General features: G+C 61.8%; 18 protein-coding genes. 3 read left to right on the top strand and 15 right to left on the bottom strand.

Annotation, left to right across the window (positions count from 1 at the left end; genetic code table 11):
• Positions 1–40 precede the first annotated feature (40 nt).
• The 6 genes from gcvP to V6093_RS12665 form a co-directional block, all read right to left on the bottom strand.
• Positions 41–2,896 carry an aminomethyl-transferring glycine dehydrogenase gene (gene gcvP / locus V6093_RS12690; protein ID WP_406669811.1) on the bottom strand — a complete coding sequence of 952 codons (2,856 nt, stop codon included), beginning with the start codon at positions 2,894–2,896 and terminating at the stop codon, positions 41–43.
• Positions 2,897–2,907: 11 nt separating this feature from the next.
• Positions 2,908–3,291, bottom strand: a complete 384-nt coding sequence (gcvH, locus tag V6093_RS12685) for a glycine cleavage system protein GcvH (protein WP_014860112.1) — start codon at positions 3,289–3,291, stop codon at positions 2,908–2,910.
• Positions 3,292–3,594: 303 nt separating this feature from the next.
• A complete protein-coding gene (locus V6093_RS12680) occupies positions 3,595–4,062 on the bottom strand; it encodes a DoxX family protein (RefSeq protein ID WP_014589844.1) in 468 nt (155 codons plus the stop codon).
• Positions 4,055–4,828 carry a DNA-binding domain-containing protein gene (locus V6093_RS12675; protein WP_406669810.1) on the bottom strand — a complete coding sequence of 258 codons (774 nt, stop codon included), beginning with the start codon at positions 4,826–4,828 and terminating at the stop codon, positions 4,055–4,057. Before V6093_RS12675 ends, V6093_RS12680 begins: the two co-directional genes overlap by 8 nt.
• A complete protein-coding gene (locus V6093_RS12670) occupies positions 4,825–5,658 on the bottom strand; it encodes a DUF692 domain-containing protein (RefSeq protein WP_406669809.1) in 834 nt (277 codons plus the stop codon). The genes V6093_RS12675 and V6093_RS12670 overlap by 4 nt, the downstream gene beginning before the upstream one ends.
• Positions 5,659–5,674: 16 nt before the next feature.
• Positions 5,675–5,962, bottom strand: a complete 288-nt coding sequence (locus V6093_RS12665; RefSeq protein WP_143999593.1) for a DUF2282 domain-containing protein — start codon at positions 5,960–5,962, stop codon at positions 5,675–5,677.
• Between the two features lie 222 nt (positions 5,963–6,184).
• On the opposite strand from V6093_RS12665, the gene V6093_RS12660 reads away from it, so the two are divergent.
• Both V6093_RS12660 and V6093_RS12655 read left to right on the top strand, forming a co-directional pair.
• Positions 6,185–6,769: a sigma-70 family RNA polymerase sigma factor gene (locus V6093_RS12660; RefSeq protein WP_003255081.1), complete on the top strand. Its 585-nt coding sequence runs from the start codon at positions 6,185–6,187 to the stop codon at positions 6,767–6,769.
• Positions 6,759–7,400, top strand: coding sequence for a DUF1109 domain-containing protein (locus V6093_RS12655; protein ID WP_003255080.1), 642 nt, complete (start codon positions 6,759–6,761; stop codon positions 7,398–7,400). The genes V6093_RS12660 and V6093_RS12655 overlap by 11 nt, the downstream gene beginning before the upstream one ends.
• 61 nt (positions 7,401–7,461) lie before the next feature.
• Here V6093_RS12655 and gltS read toward each other — a convergent pair whose 3' ends face one another.
• The 7 genes from gltS to arcD (V6093_RS12620) all read right to left on the bottom strand — a co-directional run bounded on the left by gltS (position 7,462) and on the right by arcD (V6093_RS12620) (position 15,756).
• On the bottom strand, positions 7,462–8,667 hold the full coding sequence (gene gltS, locus V6093_RS12650; RefSeq protein ID WP_014860118.1) for a sodium/glutamate symporter: 1,206 nt from the start codon (positions 8,665–8,667) through the stop codon (positions 7,462–7,464).
• 127 nt (positions 8,668–8,794) lie between these two features.
• The gene (locus V6093_RS12645) at positions 8,795–10,303 is read right to left on the bottom strand and encodes a sigma-54-dependent transcriptional regulator (RefSeq protein ID WP_003255078.1); all 1,509 of its coding nucleotides are present in this window, start codon (positions 10,301–10,303) and stop codon (positions 8,795–8,797) included.
• A 140-nt stretch (positions 10,304–10,443) separates the two neighbouring features.
• The gene (locus V6093_RS12640; RefSeq protein WP_003255077.1) at positions 10,444–10,812 is read right to left on the bottom strand and encodes a DUF5064 family protein; all 369 of its coding nucleotides are present in this window, start codon (positions 10,810–10,812) and stop codon (positions 10,444–10,446) included.
• Positions 10,813–10,868: 56 nt separating this feature from the next.
• On the bottom strand, positions 10,869–11,798 hold the full coding sequence (gene arcC / locus V6093_RS12635; RefSeq protein WP_047605011.1) for a carbamate kinase: 930 nt from the start codon (positions 11,796–11,798) through the stop codon (positions 10,869–10,871).
• Positions 11,799–11,961: 163 nt separating this feature from the next.
• The gene (locus V6093_RS12630; protein ID WP_003255074.1) at positions 11,962–12,972 is read right to left on the bottom strand and encodes an ornithine carbamoyltransferase; all 1,011 of its coding nucleotides are present in this window, start codon (positions 12,970–12,972) and stop codon (positions 11,962–11,964) included.
• Between the two features lie 69 nt (positions 12,973–13,041).
• Positions 13,042–14,295 (bottom strand): arginine deiminase, encoded by a 1,254-nt coding sequence (gene arcA, locus V6093_RS12625; RefSeq protein ID WP_003255072.1) that lies wholly within the window; start codon positions 14,293–14,295, stop codon positions 13,042–13,044.
• Between the two features lie 33 nt (positions 14,296–14,328).
• Positions 14,329–15,756 (bottom strand): arginine-ornithine antiporter, encoded by a 1,428-nt coding sequence (gene arcD / locus V6093_RS12620; RefSeq protein WP_003255071.1) that lies wholly within the window; start codon positions 15,754–15,756, stop codon positions 14,329–14,331.
• Positions 15,757–16,192: 436 nt separating this feature from the next.
• On the opposite strand from arcD (V6093_RS12620), the gene arcD (V6093_RS12615) reads away from it, so the two are divergent.
• The gene (gene arcD, locus V6093_RS12615) at positions 16,193–17,620 is read left to right on the top strand and encodes an arginine-ornithine antiporter (RefSeq protein ID WP_003255067.1); all 1,428 of its coding nucleotides are present in this window, start codon (positions 16,193–16,195) and stop codon (positions 17,618–17,620) included.
• Here arcD (V6093_RS12615) and V6093_RS12610 read toward each other — a convergent pair.
• Positions 17,600–18,013 (bottom strand): YbaN family protein, encoded by a 414-nt coding sequence (locus V6093_RS12610; RefSeq protein WP_003255065.1) that lies wholly within the window; start codon positions 18,011–18,013, stop codon positions 17,600–17,602. The two genes, arcD (V6093_RS12615) and V6093_RS12610, sit on opposite strands and share 21 nt — an antisense overlap.
• A 54-nt stretch (positions 18,014–18,067) precedes the next feature.
• Complete coding sequence (locus V6093_RS12605) at positions 18,068–18,661, bottom strand: biliverdin-producing heme oxygenase (RefSeq protein WP_121782918.1); 594 nt, start codon at positions 18,659–18,661, stop codon at positions 18,068–18,070.
• Between the last annotated feature and the right edge of the window lie 25 nt (positions 18,662–18,686).

The following is an 18,686-nucleotide window of genomic DNA, read 5'->3' as shown; positions in this document are numbered from 1 at the left end:
ACAGAGCCCGCCACCCAAGCCAGGTGGCGGGGAGGGGCTATCAGGCGTCCTGATAGCTCTCGATCGACGGGCAGGCGCACACCAGGTTGCGGTCGCCGAACACGTTGTCGACCCGGCCCACCGGCGGCCAGTACTTGCCTTCCACCAGGCTCGCCAGGGGGTATACCGCCTGCTCGCGGCTGTAGCCATGGGTCCATTCGCCAACCAGCTCAGCCGCAGTGTGCGGTGCGTTTTTCAGCGGGTTGTCGTCCTTGTCCAGGCTACCGTTCTCCACCGCGCGGATTTCTTCGCGGATCTGGATCATTGCGTTGCAGAAGCGGTCCAGTTCTTCTTTGGACTCGCTTTCGGTCGGTTCGATCATCAGCGTGCCAGCCACCGGGAAGGACATGGTCGGGGCGTGGAAGCCAAAGTCGATCAACCGCTTGGCCACGTCGTCGACACTGATGCCGCTGGTGTCCTTCAGTGGGCGCAGGTCGAGAATGCACTCGTGAGCCACCAGGCCGTTACCGCCGGTATACAGAACAGGATAGTGCTCTTCCAGGCGGCGGGCGATGTAGTTGGCGTTGAGGATTGCCATCTGCGAGGCACGTTTGAGGCCGGCACCGCCCATCATGCGGATATACATCCATGTGATTGGCAGGATGCTGGCGCTACCGAACGGCGCAGCGCATACCGCGCCCTGGGTGTTTTCCAGCTGTGCATGGCCTGGCAGGAACGGCGCCAGGTGCGACTTGACGCCAATCGGGCCAACACCCGGGCCACCACCACCGTGCGGGATGCAGAAGGTCTTGTGCAGGTTCAGGTGGGAAACGTCGCCGCCGAACTTGCCTGGCGCGCACAGTCCGACCATGGCGTTCATGTTGGCGCCATCGATATACACCTGGCCACCGTTGTCGTGGATGATCGCGCAGATTTCGCCGATCGCTTCCTCGAACACGCCGTGGGTCGACGGGTAGGTGATCATGATTGCAGCCAGGCGCTCGCGGTGCTCGATGGCTTTGGCGCGCAGGTCCTCGACATCGACGTTGCCACGTGCGTCACAGGCGGTAACCACGACACGCATGCCAGCCATGTGTGCGGTGGCCGGGTTGGTGCCATGGGCCGACGACGGGATCAGGCAGATATCGCGGTGGCCTTCACCCCGGCTGCGGTGGTAGGCGCGGATCGCCAACAGCCCGGCGTATTCGCCCTGCGAGCCGGCGTTGGGCTGCAGCGACACGGCATCATAGCCAGTGGCCGCGCACAGCATGGCCTCCAGTTCGGTGGTCATCTGCAGGTAGCCCTGGCTCTGCTCGGCCGGGGCGAACGGGTGCAGGTTGCCGAACTCGGCCCAGGTGACCGGGATCATTTCGCTGGCGGCGTTCAGCTTCATGGTGCACGAGCCCAGCGGGATCATGCTGCGGTCCAGCGCCAGGTCCTTGTCGGCCAGGCGGCGCAGGTAGCGCATCAGCTCGGTTTCGCTGTGGTAGCGGTTGAACACCGGGTGTTCGAGGATGGCCGACTGGCGCAGCAGGGCGGCAGGCAGCAGGGAACCGGTGCTGGCGGCCAGTGCGGTGAAGTCAGGCTGTGCCTGCTCGCCACCCAACAGCTGCCACAGCGATTCGACGTCAGCCTGAGTGCTGGTTTCGTCCAGAGACAGGCCCACATGGGCGGCATCGATCTGGCGCAGGTTGATGCCCTGGGCGCGTGCCTTGTCATGCAGGCTGGCGGTGGCAGTGCCGGTGGCCAGGGTCAGGGTATCGAAGGCGCTGGCGCCCACCACTTGTACGCCCAGCGCCTTCAGGCCGGCGGCGAGGATCGCGGTCAGGGCATGGGTGCGCTCGGCAATGCGCTTGAGACCGACAGGGCCGTGGTACACGGCGAACATGCTGGCGATGTTGGCCAGCAGCACCTGGGCGGTGCAGATGTTGCTGGTGGCCTTTTCGCGGCGGATGTGTTGCTCGCGGGTCTGCATGGCCAGACGCAGGGCGGTTTTGCCGAAGCGGTCAATCGACACGCCGACCAAGCGGCCAGGCATGTCGCGCTTGAACGCGTCGCGGGTGGCGAAGTAAGCCGCGTGCGGGCCACCGAAGCCCAGTGGCACGCCGAAGCGCTGGGCGCTGCCGATGGCTACATCGGCGTCGAATTCGCCCGGTGGGGTCAGCAGGGTCAGGGCCAGCAGGTCTGCCGCTACGGCGACCAGGGCGTTGGCCGCGTGGAAGCGCTGCACGACCTCGCGGTAGTCGAACACTTCACCGTTGCTGGCCGGGTATTGCAGCAGGGCCCCGAAGAAGGCGCTGACATCGCCCAGCTCGCGTTCGTCGCCAACCACAACCTCGATACCCAGCGGCTCGGCACGGGTGCGCAGCACGTCGAGGGTTTGCGGGTGACAGTGCACGGAGGCGAAGAAGGCATGGCTGGACTTGTTCTTCGACAGGCGCTTGCAGAAGGTCATGGCCTCGGCCGCAGCCGTGGCTTCGTCGAGCAAGGAGGCGTTGGCGATCGGCAGGCCGGTGAGGTCGCTGATCAGGGTCTGGAAGTTCAGCAGCGCTTCCAGGCGGCCCTGGGAAATTTCTGGCTGATACGGGGTGTAGGCGGTGTACCAGGCCGGGTTTTCCAGCAGGTTGCGCAGGATCGGTGCCGGGGTGTGGGTGTTGTAGTAGCCCTGGCCGATGTAGCTTTTGAACAGCTGGTTCTTGCTGGCGATGGCCTTGAGTGCGGCGAGTGCGTCGGCCTCGCTCTGGCCGTCGTGCGAGCCAAGCACGCTGGTGCCTTTGATGCTGTCGGGGATGACCGCAGCGGTCATGGCGTCCAGCGAGTCGAAGCCCAGTGCAGTGAGCATGGCCTGTTCGTCAGCGGCGCGCGGGCCTATGTGACGGGCGATGAATTCGTTGGCGGTGCCGAGGTTGATGGTCATGGCGGGATTCCTCAGGCGTCGTCGTTGGCTTTGAGCAGGCGGTCGTAGGCGTCCTGGTCGAGCAGAGCGGTGACGGCTTCTGCATTGGCAGGGATGAAGCGGAAGAACCAGCCTTCGCCCATCGGGTCTTCGTTGACCAGTTCCGGGCTGTCTTCAAGCTGGCCGTTGACCTCGACCACTTCACCCGTCAGTGGCATGTACACGCCGCTGGCGGCCTTGACCGATTCGACGGTGGACGCTTCGCTGCCTTTCTCATACTGCTGCAACTCTGGCAGTTGCACGAAAACCACGTCGCCCAGGGCATTCTGGGCGTAGGCGGTGATGCCCACGGTGACGCTGCCATCGGCTTCGACGCGCAGCCATTCGTGATCTTCAGTGAAACGCAACTCGCTCATGGGGAATCCTCGGGAAGCAGGGCGTTGGGGGCGCGGTGGCGCCGCGCTCTTAGGGTAGGATTCCCTTAGCAATAATGCGGCCAACCTATAAAACTTCTTATTTATCAATAGATTACGTAAATAGGCGGAGAAGCCGTATTTTTCGTATGGAATGATATCGTTACAGGTGCTCATGGGAGGAAAAGGGTTTGAGCATCAAACCCTTGTGCACCCACGTCGAGGAGGGTGTGTATCGTTTTCGCTACGACGTAGTGAAAACGATACACGTGGTGCCTGGACAGGCGAGGTGCCAATGGCCTTCGGTCATCTCACTTTCAGCAGATGATCCAGCGAAAACGCGCCGGCGCCTCGGGCAACCAGGAGCAGCAAGAGCCCTGCCCAAGTCAGGTGGGTGGGCCACGCATCGGGGTAGACGAACACTTCGATCACCAACGTCATGCCCAGCAGTGCCAGCGCCGATAGCCGGGTCATCAGCCCGAGCACCAGCAATAGCGGGAACAAGTGCTCAGCGTAGGCGGCCAGGTGCGCTGCAAGCCAGGGCGAGAGTAGCGGCAGCGCGTACTCGGTGCGGAACAGCTCATAGGTGCCGGGTGTAAGGGTGAGGAAACCCTCCACTTTGGTGCGTCCGGAAAGAAAGAATATCGAGGCGATCCCGAACCGGGCGACCAGGCATAACAGGTCATCGCTCAAACGGCGCTCGAGGCTCTGTGCAACGTGGTTCCAGGCGCGCCGCAGGCTGCTGGCCGGAGGTGTGAAATCGGCACTAGCCATGGTGGTGTTCTCCTGTGAAGGCGAGTGGGCGAAAAGCCTGGGCTGTCATCAGGCGCCCGAGCATCTCGGTGAAATCCAGGTCGGTTTCAGCGTGTCGCGCCAGTTCCGAGGCCTGCATCAGCGACTGTCCGGCCGCACAGGCCTTGAGAAACGCATGGCCACCTTTCCCCAGCGGCTGATGGCATACGCCATCAGCGGTGCCGACAAACAGCACCCCTTCGCCCACCCATGGCTGGTCATGGGGCCAGGCAACCTGCTCGCGGGCGCAGCGCCACAGGGTGTACACAGGATGCGCTTCGCACCAGTACCAGCGAGCACTGGCACGGGGGGGCAAGCAACCGTGATCAAGATCGCTGGGGGTCATGCCTGCCAGTTCGACAAGGTTCAGGCACGTTTCGTACGGCGCGCTGAAGGCTTCTGTCCAATGCAGGTCCAGGCGGGCGACATCCGCCAGATACGGCACAGCGTGCTGTGACTGAATGTCTTCGAGGAAATCCGGGAAGGTTGCGCCATAGCAGATCAGCCGGGGATCGCTGGGGGGGAATTGCCGCGCGTAAACTGCCGCGGTCTCATCCATCCAGGCGCGCCCGACGAGTGTGCACACGCTCGGAAAGTTTGCGCGCAGCGCATCCACGCAGCCGGCCAGCACCGTGTTGCGATAAACCGCGAACGCCGCCTGTTCGGTCACTCCTGAAAGCTCGGGAGCAGGACGGGAATAGAGCGCCTCGATGAACGCGTGCTGGAACTGACCAAGGGAAAGGTTCATGGCAATACACCCGGGCAAGTCATGATCGACTGTGCGATGGACCGTTCAGCAAGCAGCTCGGTGAACGGGGGAAGCTTGTCGTCACGTTCAATGAGTGTCGGGCGCGGGCCGACACGGGAAACCAGTTGGCGGTACAGCGCCCACACAGGCTCGGCCACCAGCGCATCATGAGAGTCGATCAACAGGCTGCCTTGGTCATCATCGCTGTGCCCGGCCAGATGAACTTCTGTGATGGCTTGCGCTGGAAAGCGGTCCAGGTAGGCAGTTGCCGAAAACCCCAGATTGTGAGCACTCACATAGACGTTGTTGATGTCCAGCAGCAGGCCACAACCGGTGCGACGTGTCAGTTCGTCAAGAAAGTCGATCTCGTCCCAGTCATGGCCCTGCAGCTGCAAGTAATGACTGGGGTTTTCGATGGATATACGCCGGCCCAATACCTCCTGGCATCGCTGGATGTTTTCAGCGATGCGCTGCAGGGCTTCGTTGCTGCGGGGAAATGGCAGCAGGTCTGGATGGTAGTGACCCTGCCAGGTGGACCAGGCCAGGTGCTCTGATACAAGTACCGGTTCGATCTGATCGCACAGTGCGCGCAGACGCTGCAAATGGTCCTGATCGGGGGGCGCGTCAGCCGCAAGCGAAAGTGCTACACCATGCAATGAGACCGGGTGAAGTGCTGCGATTCGGTTCAGCCAGGCAAGGCGAGGGCCACCGACCATGTAGTTCTCCGGGTGAACCTCAAACCAGAGCCCTTCGAGATTGCACGCCAGCGCCTGGTCGTAGTGCTCGGCCTTCAGGCTGATTCCGGCGCCCATTCGTGCGTCTGCGTTCATGGTCGGTTTCCCCTGATCAAGACTTTTGAGGTGTCAGCGAGCCCATGCCGGCAGGTGTCTTGATCGATGTGCAGGTGCCGGCGGGGACGTTTTTCCAGTGCATGCCGTCGTAGTCCTTCTTCGCACTGCCGGCGCAGCTGGTGCCGGCGCCGGCCTTGCAATCGTTCTTTCCTGCCATGGCGACGCCGTAGCATTTTTCCATGGCAGCGCCATTGCCGGCGGGTTGCGTGCTGTCGGCCGCCATGGCGGCGCCTGCAAGCGTGGCAAGAGCGAGCGCTGCGGTGGTGAGGGCGAGGGTTTTCATGGTCAATCTCCTGAGAGTGTGGCCGTGGTGTATACCGGCGGCTCATGGAGTAATTCGTGCCTTGCGTAAAACGGGTTACAGCCTTGGAAGAAATTTTTCAGGGCGTGTCTTCACGACCTGATGTTGAAGCCAAGGGCATGGCATATTTGCAGCACCTGCGTGCCACACGCCGGGAGCGGATGAATCAAGTCAATTGTATTCAGGGTGTAACCCAGGCGACCCATGCAGCGAACTAACTCACAGGATGAGCTCGAGGCTCGCGAGGCCCGGTTGAAAGCACTGTTGCTTCGGGGGCTGACAGGCGACCAGCTGGCCTATCAGGATTTTCTTGGCACGCTTGCGCTGCATGTGCGTGCGTTTCTGCGCAGCCGTCTGAGCAGGCGCCCGGCCGAGATAGAGGACATGGTGCAGGATGTGCTGCTGGCGGTGCATAACGCGCGCCACACGTACCAGCCGCAGCAGCCGTTGACCGCCTGGGTGCAGGCGATCGCCCGTTACAAGCTGGCGGATCATCTGCGAAGTGTTTCACGTCGCGACGCCCGGCATGATGTGCTGGACGATGATGCGCAACTGTTTGCCGTCTCGGAGGTTGAATCAGCCGAGGCCAGCCGAGACCTGACCAAGCTGCTCAAGCAACTGCCAGAGCGGCAACGACTGCCGATTGTTCATGTCAAGCTGGAGGGGTTGTCCGTCGAGGAGACGGCACAACTTACCGGGCTTTCCAGTTCAGCGGTAAAGGTGGGGATACATCGAGGTCTGAAAGCGCTATCCAGGCTGATTGGAGGAGCCAACAACCATGAAGACTGACGATTTGATCGCCTTGCTGGCTGCAGGCGAAGGGCCAGTACCGCGCCACGCCGTTTGCAATCGGATGGCAGTGGCTGTGCTGGGCGGGCTGACCGCCGCACTGCTGCTGACAATTACCCTTTACGGTGTACGCAGTGATATCACAGAGGTCGCACAAACCCCGTTGTTCTGGGGCAAAGTCGCCTTTCCAACCAGCTTGGCGTTGATCGGGCTGTGGTTGACGAGCCGCTTGGCCAGGCCAGGAGGGAAGGGCGCTGCAGGCTGGAAGATGCTTGGCTTGCCACTGCTGCTGGTCTGGTGCGGGGCGGCGGTCAGCATCGCCGGGGCGCCTGTGGAGGCGCGCGCCGACCTGTTGTTCGGGCGCACATGGCGTACCTGCGCACTGAATATAACGTTGCTGTCGGTGCCGGCCTTTGTCACCGTGTTCTGGGCGCTGAAAGGTCTGGCGCCCACCCGGTTACGGCAAGCGGGCGCTGCCGGTGGCCTGCTGGCGGGCTCGACCGCAACGGTTGCCTACTGCCTGCATTGTCCGGAAATGGGCGTACCGTTCTGGGGTGTGTGGTATGTCCTAGGCATGCTCGTGCCGACGGTATTCGGTGCCTGGTGGGGCCCCCGCATGCTGCGTTGGTAGGCTGTACCGGCAGGCCCCACGCCACTCAGAACGATGTCATTCAAGGGGAGCGTGAGATCGCTTAACCCGCAACAAACCAGGGCAATGCCAGGTACAGCTTGATCACGATGACATTGATGATGTCGATGAAGAACGCCCCCACCATCGGCACCACCAGGAAGGCGAGGTGCGAGGCACCATAGCGTTGTGTCACCGCCTGCATGTTGGCGATGGCTGTCGGTGTAGCACCCAGGCCGAAGCCACAGTGGCCGGCAGCCAGGACTGCTGCATCGTAGTTGCGCCCCATTACCTTGAACGTCACGAAGATTGCGAACAGCGCCATGACCAGTGTCTGCGCGGCCAACAAGGTAAAGAAGGGTAACGCCAGGGCTGCCAGGTCCCACAACTTGAGCGACATCAAGGCAATGGCCAGGAACAGGGACAAACTCACATTGCCCAGTACCGACACTTCCCGTTCGAATACTTTGTAAACGCCTAAAGCCCGAAGCCCATTGCGCAACACTACACCGACGAAGAGTACGCAAACGAAGGTCGGCAGTTCGAATGCTGTGCCTTTCAACAAGCCATTAAGTAATGTGCCCGTCAGTAAGCTGACCGCAATAAGTGCCAAGGTTTCTATAAATGAAAACGATGTGATCAGGCGCTCTTTGTCGGGTTGTTCAAAGCCCTTGGGTAACTGCGGTGCTTCTTCTTGCACGCCAGGTGTTTCGACCCGTTTGATCAGCAACCGGGCGACTGGCCCACCGATCAAACCGCCCAACACCAGGCCGAAAGTGGCAGAGGCCATTGCCAGTTCCGAAGCCGAAGCCAGGCCGAACCGCTCAGTGAAGGTCGCGCCCCAGGCAGCGCCTGTACCGTGGCCACCCGACAAGCTGATCGAACCGGCCAGCAGGCCCATCAGCGGGTCGAGCCCCAGTGCTGTTGCCAGGCCGATGCCCATGGCGTTCTGAACCATTAGCAAACCCGTCACCACCAAAAGGAATACGGCGACCACGCGTCCACCCTTCTTCAGGCTTGCGAAGTCTGCACTCAAGCCGATGGTAGCGAAGAATGCCAGCATCAACGGTGTTTGCAACGAGGTATCGAATTGGACGTGTACATCGAAACTGCGCAATGCCAGGAGTAACAGGGCAACGACCAGGCCGCCTGCAACAGGCTCCGGGATATTGTATGCGCGCAGGAAACCAATGCGTGCAACCAGGCCGCGTCCCAGTAGCAGTACCAACGAGGCGGCTACCAGTGTCCCGTAAAAATCGAGTTCGAACATCAGGGTACTCTTCGTTCAGGGTGACAAGCAAAATTGCAATGTCGCCATTCTACGGGGAGCACTCCAGTCACATGTGGCTGAGCGGCTAGGAAAAGTCCGATTCAATTATGGGTTTTGACCACAGCCGTCATGGTTTCCCGGGTATTCCATATTTACGCAGCCTCTGCGCGATAGCCGTGTGCGAAGTTTGCAAGCGCCCGGCCAGTTGCCGTGTTGACGGGTAGCTGGCATACAAGCGCTGTAACAGCTCGCGCTCGAAATCACCTACAGCCTGTTCCAGGCTGGCCACTTCGCCATCTTGCCCGCGTGCCACCGAGGTGCCGGCGATGTCCAGGTCGCCGATATCCACCAGGTTGCCCTCGCAGATAGCCGCGGCGCGGAAGATCACGTTCTGCAATTGGCGCACATTGCCCGGCCAAGGGTTGGCCAGCAGTGCCGAATGGGTGGAGGGGGTCAGCCGACAGGCTGGGCGCTGGATCTGTGTGCACGCCTGCTGCATGAAGAAGTGCGCCAGCATCAGGATGTCCTGGCCACGGTCGCGAAGCGGCGGTACCTCCAGGTTAAGCACGTTCAGGCGGTAGAACAGGTCTTCGCGAAAGCTGCCTTCGGCGACCATGCGCTCCAGATCGCGGTGGGTGGCGCTGATGATGCGCACATCCACCTTCACCTCACGGTCGCCACCCACCCGGCGGAAGCTGCCATCGCTGAGAAAACGCAGCAGCTTGGCCTGCAGGTAGGGCGACATTTCACCAATTTCATCGAGAAACACGGTGCCCTGGTTGGCCAGTTCCATCAGCCCAGGCTTGCCACCTCGTTGCGCGCCGGTAAAGGCCCCGGGCGCGTAGCCGAACAGCTCGCTTTCGGCCAGGCTCTCGGGCAGCGCGGCGCAGTTCAGCGCCAGGAACGGGGCCGCATGGCGGCTGCTGACGGCATGGCAGGCGCGGGCGACCAGTTCTTTGCCGGTGCCGGTCTCGCCATGCACCAGCAGCGGCGCATCGAGCGCAGCCACGCGTAAGGCGCGGGCCTTGAGGGTGCGGATGGCCGGCGACTCGCCAAGCAAGGCATCGAAGCCTTCGGCGTGGTCGTGGTGCAAGGCCGACAGGCGTTCGCCCATGCGCGAGGGGGGGTACAGCGTCAGCAGGCCACCGGCGTTGGTAATCGGCATGGCGTCCAACAGCAGGCTATGGCCGTTCAGCTGCATTTCGCGCATGGGCAGGTGGAAGTTGTTGTCCAGCAGCGCTTGCAGCAGCGCGGGATCGCCAAACAGCTCACCCACCGAGCGCCCGGCAGATTCGCGGCCGCACAGTTCGATCAGCGCCGGGTTGGCCAACAGCACCAGGCCTGCGCTGTCCACCGCCAGCACCGGGTCGCTCATGGCGGCCAGCAGGGCATCGAGCTGCAGGTGGCGGCGCTGGCCGGGGAGGATGTCGACCACGTCCACCGATTGCACGCCGTGTACTTCGAACAGCGCGTCGTGCAGTTCTTCAAGTACGGCGGGGCTGAGGGTGGGGGCGTCGATGTAGACGTTCGGCGGGACCATCTCCACGGCGTCCAGGTTGAGGTTGCGGGCACCGAGCAGGGCGAGGACTTCCTGGGTGATGCCGACGCGGTCGATGAAGCTGACGTGGATGCGCATGGGGTTCGAACAGTTGGCAACGGAGGCCGCCAGTATGCCCTGAGACGGGGTTCAGGCCCAAGGTCGGCGGTGGCGCATTCGCGGGCGTGCCCGCTCCCGCAGGGTTGCTGCTGTAGGGGCGGGCTTGCTCGCGAAAAGGGTCACTCCAGATGTTCAGGTTTGATCGGGTCGCCCGATTTCACATCGAGCTTTTCGCGAATGTCCGCAAACATATGGTCATAGAGCTTGTGCGGCGAACTCAGGGTCTCGAATTTCTTCGGCGGCGCCAGATACGACTGCGCCTTGCGGGTCAGTAACATGAGGAAGCTGGGCAAGGCCTGGTCCTTGGCCAGGAAGAACTTTTCTTCCACCGTCTTGCCTTCGATGCTGCCATGCATGTGGAACTGAATGCCTCTGCCTTCCTTGGGGTCCGACACAGCCTCGTACTCGATGTTCAGGTCATAGCTGTGGTCGGCGTTGTTCAGCGCAGAGCGCTCGATGTGTACATGACCAGGCTGATACTGGGCCATGGCTATCTCCTTTGGAAGGTCGAAAATGGCGGGCCGCGTAAGCCCGCCGACTGCATTCAACGGTAGCTGATCCCCGGCTTCTCGGTGGAAACCCGAGTGCCGGCTTTGCCTTTGACGATGCCTTCGATGTTCTCCAGCGAACTGATCACCGCCACCTTGCCGGTGTTGCGGGCAAAGTCGCAGGCAGCCTGCACCTTCGGCCCCATGGAGCCGGCGGCAAACCCCAGCGTTTCCAACGCGTCCGGGTGGGCCTGGGCGATGGCCTTCTGCGTCGGCTTGCCCCAGTCAATGTAGGCTGCATCGACGTCGGTGGCGATAATCAGAAGGTCGGCTTCCAATTGCTCGGCCAGAAGCGCCGAGCACAGGTCTTTGTCGATCACCGCCTCGATGCCTTTGAGCTTGCGGTTTTCATCGTACATGGTGGGGATGCCGCCACCGCCTGCGCAAATCACGATGCTGCTTTTTTCCAGCAGCCACTTGATCGGGCGAATTTCGAAGATGCGCTTGGGTTTCGGGCTGGCTACCACGCGGCGGTACTTGTCGCCGTCGGCCTTGACCACCCAGCCCTTTTCCTTGGCCAGACGCTCGGCCTCTTCCTTGCTGTAGACCGGGCCGATGAACTTGGTCGGGTCCTTGAAGGCCGGGTCGTTGGCATCCACTTCCACTTGGGTGAGCAAGGTGGCGAATGGCACCTCGAAGGCCAGCAGGTTGCCCAGTTCCTGTTCGATCATGTAACCGATCATGCCCTCGGTCTCGGCACCCAGCACGTCCAGCGGGTAGGCCTCGTCTGGCTTGTACGACAGGGCCTGAAGCGACAGCAGACCCACTTGCGGGCCGTTGCCGTGGGCGATGACCAGCTCGTTGCCAGGGTGAATCTTGGCGATCTGTTCGGTGGCGGTGCGGATATTGGCGCGCTGGTTGTCAGCGGTCATGGGCTCGCCGCGACGAAGCAGGGCGTTGCCGCCCAATGCAACAACGATACGCATGGTAATGTCCTTTAGCGAAAGAATGAATGGACTGTCGCTGCACGGAGGCTGCGGAGTTCGCTGTGGGAGCGGGCATGCCCGCGAAGAGGCCAGACCTGACATCATCGATGATGCGGCTGACGCCTTCGCGGGCACGCCCGCTCCCACAGGGACTGCGGGCTACTTATAGATCAGCCAGGGTCGATACCAGGATCGCCTTGATCGTGTGCATGCGGTTTTCCGCCTGCTCGAAGGCGATGCACGCTGGCGATTCGAACACGTCATCGGTCACTTCGATGCCGTTGGCCAGGTCCGGGTATTGTTCGGCGATCTGCTTGCCTACCTTGGTGTCGGAGTTGTGGAATGCCGGCAGGCAGTGCATGAACTTGGTCCGCGGGTTGCCGGTGGACTTCATCAGTTCGGCATTCACCTGATAAGGCTTGAGCTGCTTGATGCGCTCACCCCAGGCTTCGATCGGCTCGCCCATCGATACCCACACGTCGGTATGCACAAAGTCGACACCCTTGACCGCGGCTTTCGGGTCTTCGGTGAGGGTAATGCGTGCGCCGCTTTCTTCAGCGTACTGCTTGCAGCGCTCGACCAGGTCGTCGTGCGGCCACAGTGCCTTGGGCGCGGCGATGCGCACATCCATGCCCAGCTTGGCGCCGATCAGCAGCAGCGAGTTGCCCATGTTGTTGCGGGCATCGCCCAGGTAGGCGTAGCTGATGTCGTGCAGCGGCTTGTCGCTGTGCTCACGCATGGTCAGCACGTCGGCGATCATCTGGGTGGGGTGATATTCGTCGGTCAGGCCGTTGAACACCGGCACGCCGGCGAACTTGGCCAGCTCTTCGACGATTTCCTGCTTGAAGCCACGGTACTCGATGGCGTCATACATGCGCCCGAGCACACGGGCGGTGTCCTTCATGCTTTCCTTGTGGCCGATCTGCGAGGAGTTGGGGTCGATGTAGGTGACGTTGGCGCCTTGGTCATAGGCTGCGACTTCGAAGGCACAACGGGTACGGGTGGAGGTTTTTTCGAAGATCAGGGCGATGTTGTTGCCCTTCAGGTGCTGCTGCTCGGTGCCCGTGTACTTGGCGCGCTTGAGGTCGCGGGACAGGTCCAGCAGGTAGCGCAACTCGCGGGTGGTGTGGTGTTCCAGGCTGAGCAAGTTGCGGTTGTGAATGTTGAACGCCATGACAGTTTCTCCTTGAGTTCGGTGATGTCCCGGCCGCCACTTCATGGGTGCGGCCGGGCGTAATGGTCGTTAGTAGTCGATCGGGTCGCGCACGATAGGGCAGGTCATGCAGTGGCCGCCGCCACGGCCCCGGCCCAGTTCGCCGGCGCTGATGGTGATGACCTCGATGCCGGCCTTGCGCAGCAGGGTGTTGGTGTAGGTGTTGCGGTCGTAGCCAATGACCACGCCCGGCTCGATGGCCACCACGTTGTTACCGTCATCCCACTGTTCGCGCTCGGCGGCGAAGCTGTTGCCGCCGGTCTCGACCACGCGCAGCTTGACACCCAGTTGCTCGCCCACCACTTCGATGAACGACTTGTTGATGCGGCGTACATCCATTCCGTAAGGCTTGCTTTCGTCCGGGCGGATGATGAATGGCACAATCTCTTTCACCACTTCCGGGAAGACCGTGACCAGGTCGCGGTCGCAGAAGCTGAAGACAGTGTCCAGGTGCATGGCGGCGCGGGACTTTGGCAGGCCGGCGACGATCACTTCCTTGACGGCGCCCTTGGCGAACAGGTTTTGCGCGAGCTGGCCGATGGCCTGGCGCGAAGTGCGCTCACCCATGCCGATGAGCACGATGCCATTGCCGATCGGCATCACATCACCGCCTTCGAGGGTGGCATTGCCATGGTCCTTGTCCGGGTCGCCATACCACACCTGGAAGTCGGCCTCGGTGAACGCCTTGTGGAACTTGTAGATGGCGGTGGTCAACAGGGTTTCCTGGCGACGCGCCGGCCAGTACATCGGGTTCAGCGTCACGCCGCCGTAGATCCAGCAGGTGGTGTCGCGGGTGAACTGGGTGTTGGGCAGGGGTGGCAGGATGAAGCTGGAGTGGCCCAGGTAGTCGTTGTACATCTTCACGACTTCGGCGCCTTCGCTCTGCGGCAGGTCCTGGCCTGCCACGCCGCCGATCAGGAATTCTGCCAGGTGGCGTGGCTCCAGGCCTTCGAGCCAGCTGCGCACTTCGTTGGTCAGGCCTACGCCGACGGTGTCAGGGGTGATCTTGCGGTCGAGGATCCACTTGAGGGCCTCTTTGTTCTGCACGATATCGGTCAGCAGGTTGTGCATCTCCAGCACATCCACACCACGCTCGCGCATCTTGGTGACGAAGTCGAAATGGTCACGCTTGGCCTGGTCGACCCAGATCACATCGTCGAACAGCAGTTCGTCACAGTTGCTCGGCGTCAGGCGCTTGTGCGCCAGGCCCGGTGCGCAAACCATCACTTTGCGCAGTTTGCCGGCTTCGGAGTGGACACCGTACTTCTGTTTTTCAGCGGACATGGTTTCATTCCTCCAATTGAGCGAAGACGTGGGTCAAAGGGTCAGGAAGCCGTCATACAGGCCAAAGGCTGCCACCAGGGCGCCAATGACCACGGCTGCGAAGATCAGTTTTTCCACGTTGGTGAAGACCGGTTTGCCCACCTCACGCTTGGCCTTGGCGAACAGGATGGCGCCAGGTGCGTAGAGCAGGGCAGAGAGCAGCAGGTATTTCACGCCGCCGGCGTACAGCAGCCAGATGGCGTACAACAGGGCGATGCCACCGATGATCAGGTCCTTCTTGCGTTCGGCCAGGGCCTGTTCGTAGGTTTCGCTGCGCAGTGCCAGCAAGAACGCATAGGCTGCCGACCACAGGTAGGGCACCAGGATCATCGAGGTGGCCAGGTAGATCAGGGACAGGTAGGTGCTGCTTGAGAACAGCGTGATGACCAGAAAGATCTGCACCATGGCGTTGGTCAGCCACAGGGCGTTGGCCGGTACCTGTTTGGCGTTCTCGCGGCGCAGGAACTCCGGCATGGTGTGGTCCTTGGCTGCGGCGAACATGATCTCGGCGCACAACAGCACCCACGACAGCAGCGCCCCGAGCAGCGAGATGACCAGGCCGACGCTGATCAGCACCGCGCCCCAGTGGCCGACCACATGCTCCAGCACGGCAGCCATCGATGGGTTCTGCAGCTTGGCCAGTTCCGGTTGAGTCATGATGCCCAGCGACAGCACGTTGACCAACACCAGGAACAGCAGCACGGTCACGAAGCCGATCACCGTTGCCTTGCCCACGTCGGTGCGTTTTTCCGCCCGCGCCGAGAAGATGCTCGCGCCCTCGATGCCGATGAATACCCACACGGTAACCAGCATCATGTTGCGCACTTGGTTCATGACGCTGCCAAGCTCTGGCGTGCCTACGGCCCAGATATCGGCGGTGAAGATGTCGAGCCTGAAGGCGAACAGGCAGATTAGGGCGAACAGCACCAGCGGCACCACTTTGGCCACAGTGGTGACCAGGTTGATGAAGGCTGCCTCCTTGATGCCGCGCAGTACCAGAAAGTGCACCGCCCACAACAGGATCGATGCGCCAATGATGGCGGCTGGGGTGTTGCCTTCACCGAAGATCGGGAAGAAGTAACCCAGGGTGCTGAACAGCAGTACGAAGTAGCCGACGTTGCCCAGCCAGGCACTGATCCAGTAGCCCCAGGCCGAGGAAAAGCCCATGTAGTCGCCGAAGCCGGCCTTGGCATAGGCATACACCCCGCCATCCAGGTCAGGCTTGCGGTTGGCCAGGGTCTGGAACACGAAAGCCAGGGTCAGCATGCCGACCGCGGTGATCCCCCAACCGATCAGCACGGCCCCAACCCCTGCGCTGGCGGCCATGTTTTGCGGCAGCGAGAAGATCCCGCCGCCAATCATCGAGCCGACGACAAGTGCAACTAATGCGCCGAGCTTTAGTTTTCCGGATGAATCAGACATTTAACAACTCCTGCCAGGAGAAAGTTGACGACAGAATAGATCCGACGCCGTTGCCTTGACCTGACTTACGTCAGTTTAAGGCGACGTGAAGGTAGGAAATTTCCTTCACGGGTGCTCCTGGAGAGTGCCGACAGCTTGAGCTGCAGGCCTTGTGTGCTGGCACCTCCATGTCCTTCTAGAGCAAACGCTCTGTTCAGCCTGCGAAGCTTGAAACTAGCCGCTTTTGCCGCTTTAGCAAATTTTTCACAAGAATTTCGAGTTTTATCAGTTTCTTTTCTAGTTGCTGGACTGCTGCTAGTTTTGAGGGAGCAGGTACATAGACAAAGCAGTTATGAGTGATATAGGTTGGGCGCACGGCTTCAGTATAAGTAACGGTATTTATATAGCCAGCAAGGCTGTTTCAAACGCATGACAGGGCTGGAAGAAAGGGAGGCTCATGAGCGAACCGGGACAGAAGCTGCGCCTGGGCGCGCTGATCGCGCTGGTGGTCGGGTCGATGATTGGCGGCGGGATCTTCTCGCTACCGCAGAACATGGCCGCGCGTGCTGATGTGGGTGCAGTGCTGATCGGCTGGGGGATCACCGCAGTCGGCATGTTGGCCCTGGCTTTCGTGTTCCAGACCCTGGCCAACCGCAAGCCGGAACTGGACTCAGGGGTATATGCCTACGCCAAGGCCGGCTTTGGCGAGTACATGGGCTTTTCCTCGGCCTGGGGCTACTGGATCAGCGCCTGGCTGGGCAATGTCGGCTACTTCGTACTGCTGTTCAGCACCCTGGGTTTCTACTTCCCGGTGTTCGGCGAAGGCAACACACCCATCGCCATCGGTTGTGCCTCGCTGCTGCTGTGGTCGGTGCACTTCCTGGTACTGCGCGGCATCAAGGAGGCGGCCTTCATCAACCAGGTCACCACCGTCGCCAAAGTGGTGCCTTTGCTGATTTTCGTGGTGATCGCGGCATTCGCCTTCCGCGCCGATATCTTCACCCGGGATATCTGGGGCTTGAGCAACCCACAATTCGGCAGCGTGCTGGAGCAGGTGCGCAACATGATGCTGGTGACCGTATTCGTGTTCATCGGCATAGAGGGTGCCAGCGTGTATTCCGGGCGCGCCCAGCGTCGGTCAGACGTGGGCAAGGCCACGGTCATCGGTTTTCTGGGTGTGCTGGCGCTGCTGGTGCTGGTCAACGTGTTGTCGCTGGGCATCATGACCCAACCGGAACTGGCCGGGCTGCAGAACCCCTCGCTGGCCTCGGTGCTGGAGCATATCGTCGGCCCCTGGGGCGCCTTGCTGATCAGCCTCGGCCTGGCGGTCTCGCTGCTTGGCGCCTTGCTTTCATGGGCGCTGCTGTGTGCCGAAATCCTTTACGCCACGGCGCGGGACAAGACCATGCCGCGCTTTCTGGCCAAGGAAAACGCCAACCATGTGCCGGCTAACGCCCTGTGGCTGACCAACTGCATGATTCAGGGTTTCCTGCTGATTACGCTGTTCTCCGCCGGTACGTACACCAGTCTGATCTACCTGGCCTCGTCGATGATCCTGGTGCCCTACCTGTGGTCTGCGGCGTATGCCGTGTTGCTGGCGATGCGCGCAGAAACCTATGCCGGGCAGCCGAGGTTGCGGCGCAAGGACTTGCTGGTGGCGCTGGTTGCCCTGCTGTATGCCGTGTGGCTGTTGTATGCCGGCGGGCTCAAGTACCTGCTGCTTTCGGCGCTGCTGTACGCCCCCGGCGTCATCTTGTTCGCGAGGGCCAAGCATGAGCAGGGGCAGACGTTGTTCACGGCCTGGGAAAAGCTGATTTTCGCCGCCGTGCTGGTGGGTGCCGCGCTGGCGGCCTACGCCTTGTATTCAGGGCTGCTGAGCTTGTGACGGTGCAGGGCAGGCGTGTTCCGGGCGTGACCAGATCCACAGGTTGCCCAGGGTCATGCCGGCGATTGCCAGGAATACCGGCCAGTGATGTTCCAGAAAGGTCAGCATCAGGCCCGCGCACAGCAGCATGCTGATGGTTGCGCTGACCTTGGCCCGGCGCTGGATCACCTTGCCGTTGCGCCAGTTATGCAGAATTGGCCCGAACAGCCGGTGGTTCTCCAGCCATGCCGACAGGCGCGGTGAGCTGCGCGTGGCGGCCCAGGCGGCCAGCAGGATGAACTCGGTGGTCGGCAAGCCAGGAATCACAATGGCGACCAGGCCCACCCCGAGGCTCACGTAGGCCAGGATTCCATACAACAGGCGGGCGAGTTTCGAGCGGGCTGGTCGGGTCATGTTCTCACTGCATAAAACGGTTCGGCCACCGGAGGGGTGGCCGGCTTCGGCGTATCAGACCAGCGCGGCATCCGCAGCGTAGGCGTGCTTGAGCAGCTCGGTGAAGCGCTCGAAAGCGGCCACTGCACCGCGCTCGGCAGCCGCTTCCTCTTCCGGCGAGAGCGCCAGGCCATCGAGGATGCGGGTGAACTGCTTCCAGCCTTCGGCACGGCCACCGGCGGGCTCCCCCAGGTGACGGGCACCGAAGCTGTCGGACAGTTCCAGGGCCACGGCACGCTTGATCAGAAACGCAGCGCCCAGTTTGGAGCCTTCGGAGACGAAGATCCAGCCCATTGCCTCGCCCAGGCTCAGCTTGCCCACGGCACCCGGTACGGCGGCCGGTACTTCGGTGTCGAGGTCGGCAAGGTCCAGGCGGGCCTGGTCGGCACGGCAGCGCTCAGCCAGATCAGGGACGATGGCGATCAGCTGAGGGTCGTTGTACAGGGCCTGCAGCTCGGACTGGAACAGGTACTGCGCGACGACGAAGCGGGCGAAGCTTTCGCGGCTGTCGAAAGGCGCGTGGGATTTGACCAGGGCATCCAGTTCGGCGTGCGGGGCGTGGGTGATCTGGTTCAAGCGCTGGGAGCGCAGGGCTGGGCGTTCGGTCATGGGGCAGTCCTTGGAAAGAGGGCGT

This window comes from Pseudomonas putida group bacterium ESBL64, assembly GCF_045277175.1.
Taxonomy (GTDB): Bacteria; Pseudomonadota; Gammaproteobacteria; order Pseudomonadales; family Pseudomonadaceae; genus Aquipseudomonas; species Aquipseudomonas alloputida.
The sequence above is the reverse complement of the archived record's forward strand: the minus strand, read 5'-3'. Positions and strand labels throughout refer to the sequence as shown.